At 60.4% G+C, this 12,575-nt stretch carries 15 protein-coding genes and 1 pseudogene; 5 read left to right on the top strand and 11 right to left on the bottom strand.

Features of this window, described 5'->3' with window-relative positions; translation table 11 throughout:
• Positions 1 to 2: 2 nt before the first annotated feature.
• The 8 genes and pseudogenes from IPP03_16740 to IPP03_16705 form a co-directional block, all read right to left on the bottom strand.
• Positions 3 to 602, bottom strand: a complete 600-nt coding sequence (locus IPP03_16740; protein ID MBL0354212.1) for a glycine zipper 2TM domain-containing protein — start codon at positions 600 to 602, stop codon at positions 3 to 5.
• A 22-nt stretch (positions 603 to 624) separates the two neighbouring features.
• Complete coding sequence (locus IPP03_16735) at positions 625 to 1,239, bottom strand: BON domain-containing protein (protein ID MBL0354211.1); 615 nt, start codon at positions 1,237 to 1,239, stop codon at positions 625 to 627.
• Between the two features lie 17 nt (positions 1,240 to 1,256).
• On the bottom strand, positions 1,257 to 2,660 hold the full coding sequence (locus IPP03_16730) for a zinc ribbon domain-containing protein (protein ID MBL0354210.1): 1,404 nt from the start codon (positions 2,658 to 2,660) through the stop codon (positions 1,257 to 1,259).
• A gap of 34 nt (positions 2,661 to 2,694) precedes the next feature.
• Positions 2,695 to 2,898, bottom strand: coding sequence for a zinc ribbon domain-containing protein (locus IPP03_16725; GenBank protein MBL0354209.1), 204 nt, complete (start codon positions 2,896 to 2,898; stop codon positions 2,695 to 2,697).
• Between the two features lie 86 nt (positions 2,899 to 2,984).
• The gene (locus tag IPP03_16720; protein MBL0354208.1) at positions 2,985 to 3,515 is read right to left on the bottom strand and encodes a zinc ribbon domain-containing protein; all 531 of its coding nucleotides are present in this window, start codon (positions 3,513 to 3,515) and stop codon (positions 2,985 to 2,987) included.
• Between the two features lie 578 nt (positions 3,516 to 4,093).
• Positions 4,094 to 4,186, bottom strand: a pseudogene (locus IPP03_16715) (anthranilate/aminodeoxychorismate synthase component II).
• 281 nt (positions 4,187 to 4,467) lie between these two features.
• On the bottom strand, positions 4,468 to 4,836 hold the full coding sequence (locus IPP03_16710) for a CZB domain-containing protein (GenBank protein ID MBL0354207.1): 369 nt from the start codon (positions 4,834 to 4,836) through the stop codon (positions 4,468 to 4,470).
• Between the two features lie 237 nt (positions 4,837 to 5,073).
• Positions 5,074 to 6,549, bottom strand: coding sequence for an anthranilate synthase component I (locus IPP03_16705; protein ID MBL0354206.1), 1,476 nt, complete (start codon positions 6,547 to 6,549; stop codon positions 5,074 to 5,076).
• A gap of 522 nt (positions 6,550 to 7,071) precedes the next feature.
• Between IPP03_16705 and minC the strand changes: the two genes are divergently transcribed.
• The 3 genes from minC (at position 7,072) to minE (ending at position 9,049) form a co-directional block, all read left to right on the top strand.
• Entirely contained in the window at positions 7,072 to 7,863 is a 792-nt protein-coding gene (gene minC / locus IPP03_16700) for a septum site-determining protein MinC (GenBank protein MBL0354205.1), read from the top strand.
• Between the two features lie 95 nt (positions 7,864 to 7,958).
• On the top strand, positions 7,959 to 8,780 hold the full coding sequence (minD, locus tag IPP03_16695; protein ID MBL0354204.1) for a septum site-determining protein MinD: 822 nt from the start codon (positions 7,959 to 7,961) through the stop codon (positions 8,778 to 8,780).
• Positions 8,781 to 8,782: 2 nt separating this feature from the next.
• On the top strand, positions 8,783 to 9,049 hold the full coding sequence (minE, locus tag IPP03_16690) for a cell division topological specificity factor MinE (protein ID MBL0354203.1): 267 nt from the start codon (positions 8,783 to 8,785) through the stop codon (positions 9,047 to 9,049).
• 77 nt (positions 9,050 to 9,126) lie between these two features.
• Here minE and IPP03_16685 read toward each other — a convergent pair whose 3' ends face one another.
• Positions 9,127 to 9,789 carry a phosphoglycolate phosphatase gene (locus tag IPP03_16685; GenBank protein MBL0354202.1) on the bottom strand — a complete coding sequence of 221 codons (663 nt, stop codon included), beginning with the start codon at positions 9,787 to 9,789 and terminating at the stop codon, positions 9,127 to 9,129.
• Positions 9,789 to 10,490, bottom strand: coding sequence for a ribulose-phosphate 3-epimerase (gene rpe / locus IPP03_16680; GenBank protein MBL0354201.1), 702 nt, complete (start codon positions 10,488 to 10,490; stop codon positions 9,789 to 9,791). Before rpe ends, IPP03_16685 begins: the two co-directional genes overlap by 1 nt.
• Positions 10,491 to 10,526: 36 nt before the next feature.
• On the opposite strand from rpe, the gene apaG reads away from it, so the two are divergent.
• Both apaG and IPP03_16670 read left to right on the top strand, forming a co-directional pair.
• Complete coding sequence (gene apaG, locus IPP03_16675) at positions 10,527 to 10,910, top strand: Co2+/Mg2+ efflux protein ApaG (GenBank protein ID MBL0354200.1); 384 nt, start codon at positions 10,527 to 10,529, stop codon at positions 10,908 to 10,910.
• A complete protein-coding gene (locus IPP03_16670) occupies positions 10,907 to 11,500 on the top strand; it encodes a methyltransferase domain-containing protein (protein MBL0354199.1) in 594 nt (197 codons plus the stop codon). Before apaG ends, IPP03_16670 begins: the two co-directional genes overlap by 4 nt.
• Here IPP03_16670 and ydiK read toward each other — a convergent pair.
• The gene (gene ydiK / locus IPP03_16665; GenBank protein ID MBL0354198.1) at positions 11,486 to 12,568 is read right to left on the bottom strand and encodes an AI-2E family transporter YdiK; all 1,083 of its coding nucleotides are present in this window, start codon (positions 12,566 to 12,568) and stop codon (positions 11,486 to 11,488) included. The two genes, IPP03_16670 and ydiK, sit on opposite strands and share 15 nt — an antisense overlap.
• Positions 12,569 to 12,575: the final 7 nt, after the last annotated feature.

Here is a 12,575-nt window from a genome sequence, read left to right as displayed (position 1 = left end):
ATTCAGACGACAGCGAACGGGGTCTTTGCGGTCTTCGTGTTCTTCCCGTCCGAAATCGTCGTTACCAGGGTGTAGTTCCCCTTCGGGAGATCCTTCGGCAAGCTCACCTTGGCAGTTGACGTGTGCGTGCCTTGCGGGCGCACGACCTCGCGCCGCCCAAGATCGATTGTCTCCTGTGCGCTGACCAGCGTGCGGACTTCCGTCAGCTTGACTTGCTCTTCGATGTTCGGAGACAGCGTTGTGTATTGCACCGTAGACTCAAACGTTCCCCCGCGCGAGACTGCCTGCGGCGCGACCGCCGCACTTTCGACCACCAACTTGTTGCCGCGGTCGTCGTAGCGGTATTTCATCGCGGCTTCCGCACGGGTCGCGTCTTGCTGGTCCCTGTAATTGCCGATGGCGGCGCCTACCAGCAGGCCTATCAAGGCACCGATCAGAGCGCCTTTCCCCTTGTTCTTGCTTACGGCGGCACCGAGAGCGGCGCCACTGACGGCACCGATGGCGGCGCCCTGTTGGGTTTGCGTCGCGCCAGTGTTGGCGCATCCTCCGAGTTGCATAGTAGTGATCGACACAACCAGAATACTTGCGATTACCTTCTTCATGGCTTCTCTCCCTGTAGCTCCATTATTCGACGACAAATATCCGGTCCTTCGGCATGCCCCTGGCCTGAAAGCGCCGGACGACCTGGAACGCGCGATCCTTCTGTTCGGCGCTGGTCACCGACCCTTTCAAGGTTACCGACAGATCGTCGGCAACCTGTGCTGTCACGCTGCCCACACCGCCGTTGCGCAGCGCTCGGTTGATCTCACCCTCCAGCTTGGCGGGGTCGATGGTTGCTGCTGTCTGGGGCGGCTCGGCGATAACCTGGATCGTGTTGCGAACGCCACTCAGTTCAGGCGAGTTGGAAGCGAGAATCTGGGCATCTTCCTTCTCTTTGGCCGTGCCGACCTTGCCGCGCAGCACTGCGCTTCTGTCCGCGTTGACCTTGACGGAAACACCTGATAGCCCACTGTTCCTTAGCTGCCGGTTGAGGTCCTGCTGGACTCCTGAAGCATCGAATGACGGGGCCGGGGGCGCGGCTTGCACAATGGGAGCATCGTTGGGCCCGGAGCGGGCAAGGGGCGCGGCTTGTGCCACATCCAGTCGATCATTCACCGCGGCGACGCCCGTCGCCGCTTTCGCAAGCGCGACCACTCTTGCCCTTTGTTCTTCGCTCGTTACCGAGCCGTAAAGCGTCACGACGAGGTCGGCATCGGTCAGGACTGAATCGTCTTGGAAAAACCCGCATCCGCGAGAATCATCGTCACCCCGGCGTCAACCATCTGCCTTGTTGGCGTAGCTTGAATGGAGGCTGCGGGCGCTAAGGATGCGGGTGAAGTTGGTGGCGCTTCCCCAAACGCCTTTGTTGGCGCGTTACGACCTGTAAGATACCAATACCCTCCGCCGCCAGCCGCGACCAAGACCGCCACAATACCGGTTGCAATGACGATGTTTGATCTCGATGATGCAGGTTTCGCTCCCCGAATGGGGGTAGCTGCCTGCTGCAGCTGAGCTGGAGGCGGCTCAGTCACGAGGATGGGTGGTAAAGGCAGCCCTTCGGCTCGGGCAATGTTGGTTTTCTTGGTAGCTGCATCGGCCAGACCCACACTGTCGGCTCCTCCGGCCAAAGCCACGCCATCCTTCTTGCAGAATTTTGCAGCAGCCGCATTTGCGGTGCCGCATTTTGGACAAATGACAAGATTGGCGATGGCCGGGGCCGGGGCCGGTGACGGTGACGGTGACGGTGACGGTGACGGTGACGGAGGCGGTGACGGAGGCGGGTTCATCGGCTGCGGTTCTAGTGCGGTCGCCTTTTCGCTAGCCAGGGTGGTGACAGGATCGCTGGCTTTGCCAGTGGCGGCCTCAACTGCGGCTAGTGATGGTTCCTGACGCGGCGCGGTAGCGGGGACCGCACTTGCGGGTGTGCCGCTGTCGAAGCGATAGCCATCTACCTTGCAGAACTTAGCTGCTGGTGCATTTTCCGAACCGCACTGCGGGCATTTCTTGGTCGCGGGGGGCTCCGAGGCGACGGCCGCAAGCGCCGCTGGCGGTGGTTCCTGACGTGGCGCGGCAGCGGGGACCGTACTTGCGGGCGTGCCGCCGTCAAAGCGGTAGCCATCTACCTTGCAGAACTTCGCTGCCGGTGCATTTTCCGAACCGCATTGCGGGCATTTCTTGGTCGGGGGGGGCTCCGAAGCGACGGCCGCAAGCGCCGCTGGCGGTGGTTCCTGACGTGGCGCGGCAGCGGGGACCGTGCTTGCGGGCGTGCCGCTGTCAAAGCGGTAGCCATCTACCTTGCAGAATTTCGCTGCCGGTGCATTTTCCGAACCGCATTGCGGGCATTTCTTGGTCGCGGGGGGCTCCGAGGCGACGGCCGCAACCACAACAGGCGATGCTTCCTGACGTGGCGCAACAGCGGGGACCGCACTTGCCGGCGTGTCGCTTTCAAAGCGGTAGCCATCTACCTTGCAGAACTTCGCTGCCGGTGCATTTTCCGAACCGCATTGCGGGCATTTCTTGGTCGCGGGGGGCTCCGATGTCCTCGCTTCAATCTTCGCTCCGCACTTGGGGCAGAACTTCGGAGTGCCGCTCAGGGCTGCATTGCAATTCGGACAGCTCATGTCTTCTCCTTCTTACCTCGATTGCTGAACGGGATCAATCGGTTGGGATTTTCTGCCCGCATCGAGTGCAGAATTTGGCGGATTCCGAGTTCCCTTGGCCGCATTCGGAGCAAAAGACCGCCGAGATTCGATTCTGGATTGGCACGAACATATCCGGCACGACCTCATACACTGAGGCAATCTTCCTGGACAGGACATACCATCCACCCCGAAGTCCAAGCGCCACAACGACCCCCATGATTATTCCATTTGAACATTGCATAATCAACCCACCCCCTTCGTCGCCGTCATGGAGACACCGAATTCACAAGTCCCGAATACCGATCACCGTAGACGGTGTCCGCAGGATTCGCAAAATGTGTCACCCACGTTCACGCCCATGCCACATTGTGGGCAAAACGAAACTGCATCCCCCATTGCCGGCAGCGATGCTTCGACCATCTGTATGCTTGGAGCGAGTTGCATTGTGTTCGGTGTTGTTGGCGTACTACGTTCAATGGCTGTTGCGCCGACCACGCCCAGGATTATTGCCAGTAGATGCATGACGGTGGCGATCAGGGGTATGGCGCTCAAACCAGGGAAGAGGTCAAAAACTGCTGCCAGGATAGGGAAGATGACTAGCCACATCTTTCCGACATAAGCTCCACGGATCAAGCACAGGAGGCAGAGGATCAGCATCGCGCCCAAGTGCATCCAGAATGCCGGGGTGACACCTGCCCCCGAAGCGGCAACCACCGCCCCGACTACAGCCGAGTTGGACCCGAGGTAGGGCAAAAAATATGTCGGCAGCATAAATATGATGTAGGCAATGACGAATACTGGCGCGTTGCCCAAGGCTTTATTGATGGCGTCCATCGAACCCCCCTCGTTGTTGATCATTGGGACAGTAGGTGTAGCGTTACGCTGCCCCGATGCGTAATTCCGTGTTCATTCTTAATCAAAGCACTACTATCGAGAGACCTTCCAATGCCCGCGAGTAGCCAAATCTGGCCTCCCTTTTCAGCCGCATCATGCTCCTACCCCCGCTCACCCCCGGAGTCGGTAACGCTAATTGCCGAGAAGCCGCCCGGCACTCTTCCGACGCAGCTACTTGTTGACGACATGTCTCATCTACAGTGCATTGTCCAAGAGCAATAGTCATGCCATTGTTATGAACATTAATGTTTTCAATCCCTTGAATCTCGCGGCCAATCTTGGTCAGCAACCTCTGTAAGATTTTCCGACACATTCCGGCTTTCACCGTCAATCAGAATCACGCCAGTTCTTCCCCATGGTGATCGGGCGCTACCCGTATTCACCACATTGCCATAGACAAAGAGTACGCCGCTCCGGCATAAGTTGGGCGCCCCTCTCGTTCCTGTCCGCAGCCGCAAGTCAAAGGGGTCTACCATCGAAATTATCGCGAATGTGGTAGGCGTATGGAAGGCGCACGTAATGGCATCGTTGCGGCAAACCTTCACCTCCTGCCCCAATTCGCCAAAGTACTGGACGATGTTGTAGGTGAAGCTGTCGCAATCATCGATCATCAGCAACGTGTCGCGGCTATCCTCTTGTTCTGCATGGCTAACGTTCCGGATTCTCCGGGCGACGCTAGCAAGACAAAGTCATACGCCAGCGCCTGTTGTCCGGAATCGAGCGCGCGAAGAGTGGCATTGTCGCCCAGATCGGCCTCCGCTCAAAACGTCACTGACGCAGCGCGAGGAACATTGCATGGAGCGGCTGCCTCCGGGTATTGCCGGGAGCGCCTCCCGATTCGCGACACGCGGTCTGGCCGACCTTCTTCCGCTCGCTTCCGCAAATCACGTGATCAGAATCCCAGCAGACTCGCCTGCCATGCCCGCATCGCCAGAACCAGCCGGCCGGACAAGGTGATGTATTCGCCGTAGAGGAGCGTGTAGGCCTCGGCTACCTGGCCCGCCGCGGCCAGATCGACGATCCGTCCGGCAAGCTCGTGAAATTCGGTGTGCAGGCGGCGAACCTCAAGGTAGTGATCCGTCAGGCGGTCATCCGCTGAGAGGCCCGGGCCATTCAGCCATTTACCAAACTCACAGAAGCTGTCGGCCCGGGTGCGATTCACGTCGATCCCCGACAGCGCGTCGAGCACCGCCTGCCTGATCTGCGACATCCAGTGTGTGTGTCCCTGTATGGCAAGATCAATGTCCGTCATGTTATTCATCCCGTTCTCCCCCTCGACCAATGCAGTACATGCCGCCACGCATTTTACATCCTGCGCCGTTACCGGTTAAAGCCGTCAGCAAGCTGCCGACTCCGGCCTCCCGTGCCGGATTTTTCCCTCTCCTGAACCGAGGTCACCCGTTGACATGGCGCCTCCATGCCGTTCTTTCAAGCAGCCGCGCATCCTAACGCGGCAATCGTTCCACTCCGGCTAGCCACCGTTGCCGCCTCGCCGCATTCAGTCGAGACGGGTATCGAGGCCCTGTTCCGCCAGTTCGGCGGCACGCAGCACCGCGCGCGCCTTGTTCTGGGTCTCGGTCCACTCGGAATTGGGATCGGAATCGGCGACAATCCCGGCGCCGGCCTGCACATGTAGTTGCCTGTCCTTGACCACCGCCGTGCGGATCGCGATGGCCAGATCCATGTCGCCATTGAAACCGAGGTAGCCGACCGCACCGGCGTAAATTCCGCGCTTGACTGGTTCCAGTTCGTCGATGATCTCCATCGCCCGCACCTTCGGCGCGCCGGAGACGGTGCCCGCCGGGAAGGTCGCGCGCAGTACGTCGAGCGCGGTCAAGCCTTGCTGCAGCCGGCCTTCGACGTTCGAGACAATGTGCATCACATGCGAATAGCGCTCGACGATCATGTTCTCGGTCAGCTTGACGGTGCCGACCCTGGCGACACGGCCGCAGTCATTGCGCCCGAGGTCGAGCAACTGCGTGTGTTCGGCGCGCTCCTTCTCGTCGGCAAGAAGTTCGGCGGCGAGCGCGGCGTCCTCTTCGGGCGAGGCTCCACGCTTGCGGGTGCCAGCGATCGGACGCACGGTAACACGATCACCCTCCAGGCGGACAAGAATCTCCGGCGAGGCGCCGACGACATGGAAATCCTCGAAATCGAAATAGAACATGTAGGGCGACGGGTTCAGGCTGCGCAGCGTGCGGTAGAGCGCCAGCGGGCTCGCGTGGAAGGGCTTGGTCATGCGCTGCGAGAGGACGACCTGCATGATGTCGCCCTCGGTAATGTAGTCCTTGGCCCTGACGACTGCCTTCTTGAAGGCGGCCTCACCGAAGATGGACACCGCCGGCTCGGAATGCACCGGCTGCTCGCGCGGGATGGCGACCGGCGTGCGCAGCTTGCCCAACAGATCCTTGAGGCGCGCCCGGGCCTTCTGCCACGCCCCCGGAAAACCCGGTTCGGCATAGACTACCAGCGTCAATTTGCCGGAAAGGTTATCGACCACGGCGATTTCCTCCGAGAGCAGCAGGCCAATATCCGGCGTGCCGATTTCGTCGGTCTTGCACGTGCGGGTCAGCCGCGTCTCGACATAGCGCACCGTGTCATAGCCGAAGCAGCCGACCAGGCCACCGCAGGGACGCGGGAGCCCAGCCTGCGGCGCCGAGCGGAAGCGCCGCATGAACTTGCCGATGAATTCGAGTGGATTAGTGTCATCCTCGCGCTCGGCGATCCGGTTGCCGGTCAGCACCAATACCTGATGGCCGTGGACGACGATGCGCGTCGATGCCGTGAGGCCGATAATCGAATAACGGCCGAACCGTTCGCCGCCCTGCACGGATTCGAGCAAGTAGGAGTAGGGTCCGTTGGCCAGCTTCAGGTAGATGGAGAGCGGCGTGTCGAGGTCGGCAAACGTCTCCAGAGTGACCGGAATACGGTTGTAGCCTTGCGCGGCAAGGGTGTTGAATTCGGTTTCAGTCATGGGGAAGCCTCGAAAATGACAGCCGAGTTGCGTACTGGTGCATGACGTCGAGTTGGCGCACGAAAGGAAATCAGGGGCGCCAGCGACGCCAACCTTGCCATTCGTTCCAGAGTCGCAGAGTCGTCATTTTTTCTAGAGGTCCTGAAAGGTATGCGCCTGACCATAGGCGACAGACAGATCGCATACTAGCGCATCGCAATCAGCGCTGTCCACCGGCGACGCGCATACGAGTCCTTCGAGTTCAATCAGGCAACTATTGGCATATCGGCCGTTGACCGCAGCAGGGTAGCGGAAAAAAATTCGATCCCGTCATGCGAACGCCGGCAGTCCGCGGAATTTCGTACCTAAGGTTTTAGAAAACCATCGCTCCTCTACCCACCGCTGCACCACTTCATCACCACGCAGATGGCCATGGGGCTGACACCCTGCACCAGTCGATCACGAGGGGCTCTGGCAATGTCATGCCGCTTCGGCTAGACTCATCCGCTTCTCTCGACTTTGGCTCACATCGGCGGCGATTCCATGCGGCAAACCAGCACGAACATGCAGTTGATCGAATTCAAGGGAACGACGCTTCCGGTGGTAACGGTTACCCTGCACTCATTCCAGCTGGATGCGCTGGCCTTGGCCGCTGGCGAGTTATTCGGTAATACGCCTTTTTTCGATGGTGACGCGGCGGTGCTCGACTTGTCCCAGCTAGTCGAGTTCACTGAAGTGGACTGGCAAGGCGTGCAAACGGTGTTGAAAACGCACGGGCTGAACGTAATTGGCGTGTGCGGCGGCAACAGTGAACTCCGACATCGAGCGGCAGCCGACGCCGGCCTGCCGACCTATGCTGCGCTGGAACGTTCGGTGCGTGCGGCGCCTGCCACCGAAGTAGCTACGCCTCCGCCAGTCCCCGCCACCGAGCCGCCTGTCGCGGCGGCTCCACCAACGGCGACAATCGCCGCCGTGGCTTCGTCAACACTGTTCATCGACCGACCGCTACGCTCGGGCCAGCAGATTTATGCACGTGGTGGCGACCTCGTGGTTCTGGCAGCCGTCAACGCGGGCGCCGAAGTAATCGCGGATGGCAGTATCCACATCTACGCACCCTTGCGCGGGCGCGCGCTGGCAGGCGCTGGCGGCGCCGAGAATGCACGTATTTTGTGCACCCGCTTCGAAGCCGAACTCGTCTCGATCGCGGGTCTGTATCGGACCTTCGATACCGGCGTTCCGGTCGAGTTGGCTGGCAAACCCGTTCAAGTGCTGCTGAACACAAGTCCGAGCGAAAGTACCGGGCGACTGATTATCGAGCCGCTGACAACTGATTAGCGGCCGAGCCGTTGCCGGCCCAGATGGACGCCAAAGGCACCGGAAAGCCGATTCTGCAGGTAGAATCACCCTCTTTAGATTGCGGAGAAATACCGGTGACACGTATCGTCGTCGTAACCTCAGGTAAGGGCGGGGTTGGCAAGACCACCACCAGCGCCAGCTTTTCTTCGGGCCTCGCCCTACGCGGTTACAAAACTGCCGTCATTGACTTCGACGTCGGCCTGCGCAACCTCGATCTGATCATGGGTTGTGAACGCCGTGTCGTCTATGACCTTGTCAATGTGCTGAACGGCGAAGCAACACTCACCCAGGCGTTGATCAAGGATAAGCACTGCGAAAGCGGGAACCTTTTCGTACTCCCGGCTTCGCAGACTCGTGACAAGGAGGCACTGACAGAGGAAGGCATCGAAAAGGTTCTCAAGGAGCTCGAACACATGGGCTTCGACTATGTGGTCTGTGATTCGCCGGCAGGCATCGAGCGCGGCGCGGTCATGGCCCTGACCTTTGCCGACGAAGCGCTGGTCGTTTCGAACCCGGAGGTATCCTCGGTGCGCGACTCCGACCGTATTCTCGGCATCATTCAGGCCAAGTCGCGCCGCGCCCAGCTCGGTGGAGAGCCCGTCAAGGAACATCTGCTGATTACCCGCTACTCGGCGAAGCGCGTCAATGAGGGCGAAATGTTGTCGTACAAGGACGTCCATGAGATCCTGCGCGTACCTATTATCGGCGTGATTCCCGAGTCGGAATCCGTACTGCAATCGTCGAATTCCGGCACACCGGCAATCCATCTTGCCGGTAGCGATGTTGCCAGCGCCTACCTCGACGTGGTTGGCCGCTTCCTCGGGGAAACCATACCTCTGCGTTTTGTCGACTACGAGAAGCCTGGCCTGTTCAAGCGCCTGTTCGGGAGCAAATGAGGATGTCCCTCTTCTCCCTCATCTTCGGCAACAAGCCCAAGACGGCGGCCATCGCCAAGGAGCGACTGCAACTGATCATTGCCCACGAACGCAGTGGCGGCGCCAGTACACCTGATTTTCTGCCCGACTTGCAGAAGGAGTTGATCACCGTCATCTCCAAGTATGTGTCGGTCAACCCGGATGACATCAAGGTATCGTTGGAGAGGCAGGGGAACTTCGAGGTGCTCGAGGTAAATATCGTCATGCCCGAGAAGGCCGGCAAGAGCTGACCGGGAGGTCTTCCCGCGGATCACACATCGTTCCAGCGATTGCAAGCCCTGACGGCGTACCGATGGGTACGTTAGCTTCAGGCTGCCCTTGCCACCACGAACGCAGCAAGAAGATCGGCGACCAGCACATCGCAACCAGCACTGTCCACTGGCTCGCCCTCGTTGTAGCCGTAAGGCACGACATAGGCGACACATCCGGCGGCATGGGCGGCCTGGATGTCGTTCTTCGAATCGCCGATATGCAGGTTATGGCCCGGCAGCACGCCAAAGATGCGGCAGGCGTGCAGAATGGGTTCGGGATGCGGCTTCTTGTGTGCCGTGCTGTCACCAGACACGATCACGTCAAAGTAGTCGGTCATGCCCATGAGGTCGAGCAAGGCTTCGGTGAACATGCCCGGCTTGTTGGTAACGACGCCCATTTTGACGCCGCTGGCTTTCCACGCTTGGAGGCCTTCAAGAACGCCGGGGTAAATCAGGGTGAATTTGCCGTTGACCGCAGCATAGTGGCGCTTGAAGGATTCGATGGCGGCGTGCAGCTTTTCCGCGCTGGGCGGCTGCTCGTGGGTCAGGCAGCGCTCGACGAGGACGGCCATGCCCTTGCCGACGAAGCTGTGGACTTCGGCCTGAGAGCGCGGCGGCGCGCCGATTTCTTCGAGCATCAGGCGGCAGCCTTCGGCAAGGTCGGCGACAGTGTCGAGTAGCGTGCCGTCGAGATCGAAGGTGACGGATTGGAAGTGCATCAGACTTTTGCCAGTTCGCTGCGCAGGGCGCCGATGACGGTGTTGTAACGTTGCGGATCACTGTCCTTGCTGGCGCCAAAGACGGCCGAGCCGGCGACGAAGGCATCGACGCCAGCGCGGGCGATATCGGCAATGTTGCCAGTATTTACGCCGCCATCTATTTCGAGCCGGATGCGCTGCCCGGTTTGCTGTTCGTAGGCATTCAGCTTGGCGCGTGCCTGCATCGCCTTGGCCAGCGTGCCGGGAATGAATTTCTGGCCGTCGAAGCCGGGATTAACGCTCATCAGCAGGATGATGTCGAGCTTGTCCATGACGTAGTCCATGAAATCGAGCGGCGTCGCCGGATTGAAGACGAGACCGGCCTGGCAACCGGCATCGCTGATCAGCGACAGGCTGCGGTCGACGTGTCCGGAGGCCTCCGGGTGGAAGGTGATGATATTCGCTCCGGCCTTGGCAAAATCGGGGATGATGCGGTCGACTGGCTTGACCATCAGATGGACGTCGATGGGCGCCGTGGTGCACGGCCGGATCGCTTCGCAAACCAGCGGGCCGATGGTCAAATTAGGAACATAATAGTTGTCCATCACGTCAAAGTGTATCCAGTCGGCTCCCGAAGCGATGACGTCGGCCACCTCTTCTCCCAACTTGGCGAAATTGGCTGAAAGAATGCTCGGTGCGATGATGAAATCCTGGACTGACATGACGCTTCCCTAAACGAAAACAGATGAAATTATCCCATGACCAACGCTGACAGATACCGAATAGAAGTCAAGCCGGTGTCGCACTTCATGCTCGACCAGTCGAGTCCGGACGATGATCGCTACGTCTTCGTCTACACGATCACCATCACCAACATCGGTCAACTGCCCGCGCAGTTAATCTCGCGCCACTGGATCATCACCGACGCCAACAACGAGGTCCAGGAAATCCGCGGCCTCGGCGTCGTCGGCCAGCAGCCGCTGCTGAAGCCGGGCGAAGCCTTCGAGTACAACAGCGGTTGCGTTCTGGCCACACCCATCGGCACGATGAAGGGTACTTACCAGATGGTCGGCGAGGACGGAGCACGTTTCGATGTCGCGATTCCCGAGTTCGTACTGGCGATTCCGCGGGTTCTGCATTGAGCCTGAAGCACAGTTATACGCTGGTCGCGCCTTTCTACGATGCTGCGGTTTCGCGCGCCACTTTGGCTGCGCGCAAACGTAGCCTGTCGGTTCTGCCGGTGGCGCCGAGCAGGGTTCTGCTGGCCGGAGTCGGCACCGGCCTCGACTTGCCGCACCTGCCCGCCCAGCATCACTATGTCGGCGTCGACCTAACCCACGCCATGCTGCGCCGCGCTGTACCTCGTTCCGGTCAAGTCAATTTCACGCCGGTCCAGGGAGACGCACAGAACCTGCCGTTTGCCTCGGGCATTTTCGATGTCGCGGTATTGCACCTGATCCTGGCGGTGGTTCCCGACCCCGCAAGGTGCCTCGGCGAGATCGCCCGAGTGCTGCGTCCGGGTGGCCAAGCGCTGGTCTTCGACAAATTTCTGCGTCACGGCCAGCCGGCAGTGTTGCGGCGTCTCGCGAATCCGCTCCTTAGTCGCATCGCCACGAGACTGGATGTCGTGTTCGAATCCGTTCTCGCAGCGGCACCCGGCCTCAGGGTGGAACATGACCAGCCGGCGCTGGCTGGCGGCTGGTTCCGGATGATCCGGCTACGCCGTGTCTGAGGCGTCGATGGCGTCCTTGCCCAAGGCATCCGCGATCCACGCCAGCATCAGCGTGTAGGTGACGGCCAACACCACCGGCCCGACGAAGATGCCGACCAGTCCGAAGCCGAGCATGCCGCCGATGACGCCGGCGAAGATTAGCAGCAGGGGCAGATCAGCGCCCTTCCTGATCAGGATGGGGCGCAGGAAGTTGTCCAAGGTACCGACAAAGACGCTCCAAATCAGCAGGAAGGTCGCCCAGCCGTTATCGCCCATCCAGTACATCCAGGCGACCGCCGGAAAAAGAACCAGCGAAGGGCCCAACTGGGCGATGCAGAACATCAGCATGACCGCTGAAAGCAGGGAGGCAAAAGGAACACCAGCCACCGCCAAGCCAATACCGCCGAGCACGGTCTGGACGATGGCCGTGACGCCGACGCCCAGCGCGACACCGCGAATGGCCTGGCTGGCGAGGATGACCGAGTTTTCCCCGCGCTCTCCCGCAAGGCGTCTGCCAAAGCGCAGCACCAGGCGGGCTCCCGCTTCGCCGTTGGCATACATGATCGCCGACAGAACGACGACCAGCATGAACTGGATCAGCACGCCACCAACACTCCCGGCTTGCCCGAACAGCCATTTGGCGGCATCGGTCAGGTAGGGAGCGAGCCGGGCCAACAGACCCACCGAGCCACCATCGGCCAGCTGCGCCCAGCTTGCCGCTGCCTTTTCTCCAATCAGCGGCAGCGTGTTCACCCATTCCGGAGGCTGGGGCAATCCCGACGCCGCCACTGACTTTGCCGCGTCTGTCACCCGATCAGCATGCTCGGCAATGGTGTCGATCGCCAACCCAAGCGGAACGACCAGCAGGAGCAGCATGCCAAGTGTCATCGTCAGAACCGCCGGACCACGTCGACCTCCGAATCGCGCTTCGAGGGCCTTCAGCAGCGGCCAACTCGCGACCACCAGCATGGCCGCCCAGACCGCAGCCCCCAGGAACGGGCGCAAGATCCACAGCGAGCCGGCGATCAGCAACAGGATGCAGATGATGGCAAGCGTTGTGCGGGTCAAATCCTGACGGACAGCAGACATTTCTAGC

The sequence above is a fragment of the Candidatus Dechloromonas phosphoritropha genome (assembly GCA_016722705.1).
Taxonomy (GTDB): domain Bacteria; phylum Pseudomonadota; class Gammaproteobacteria; order Burkholderiales; family Rhodocyclaceae; genus Azonexus; species Azonexus phosphoritrophus.
The sequence above is the reverse complement of the archived record's forward strand: the minus strand, read 5'-3'. Positions and strand labels throughout refer to the sequence as shown.

Bases quoted from the DNA above. Each gene is read 5' to 3' on its own strand.
- IPP03_16685 (MBL0354202.1), bottom strand. From the start codon at position 9,789: ATGCACTTCCAATCCGTCACCTTCGATCTCGACGGCACGCTACTCGAC.
- IPP03_16740 (MBL0354212.1), bottom strand. From the start codon at position 602: ATGAAGAAGGTAATCGCAAGTATTCTGGTTGTGTCGATCACTACTATG.
- ydiK (MBL0354198.1), bottom strand. From the start codon at position 12,568: ATGTCTGCTGTCCGTCAGGATTTGACCCGCACAACGCTTGCCATCATC.
- IPP03_16720 (MBL0354208.1), bottom strand. From the start codon at position 3,515: ATGGACGCCATCAATAAAGCCTTGGGCAACGCGCCAGTATTCGTCATT.
- minC (MBL0354205.1), top strand. From the start codon at position 7,072: ATGCGGCAAACCAGCACGAACATGCAGTTGATCGAATTCAAGGGAACG.
- IPP03_16705 (MBL0354206.1), bottom strand. From the start codon at position 6,549: ATGACTGAAACCGAATTCAACACCCTTGCCGCGCAAGGCTACAACCGT.
- apaG (MBL0354200.1), top strand. From the start codon at position 10,527: ATGACCAACGCTGACAGATACCGAATAGAAGTCAAGCCGGTGTCGCAC.
- IPP03_16730 (MBL0354210.1), bottom strand. From the start codon at position 2,660: ATGAGCTGTCCGAATTGCAATGCAGCCCTGAGCGGCACTCCGAAGTTC.
- rpe (MBL0354201.1), bottom strand. From the start codon at position 10,490: ATGTCAGTCCAGGATTTCATCATCGCACCGAGCATTCTTTCAGCCAAT.
- minE (MBL0354203.1), top strand. From the start codon at position 8,783: ATGTCCCTCTTCTCCCTCATCTTCGGCAACAAGCCCAAGACGGCGGCC.
- IPP03_16725 (MBL0354209.1), bottom strand. From the start codon at position 2,898: ATGGGGGTCGTTGTGGCGCTTGGACTTCGGGGTGGATGGTATGTCCTG.
- IPP03_16710 (MBL0354207.1), bottom strand. From the start codon at position 4,836: ATGAATAACATGACGGACATTGATCTTGCCATACAGGGACACACACAC.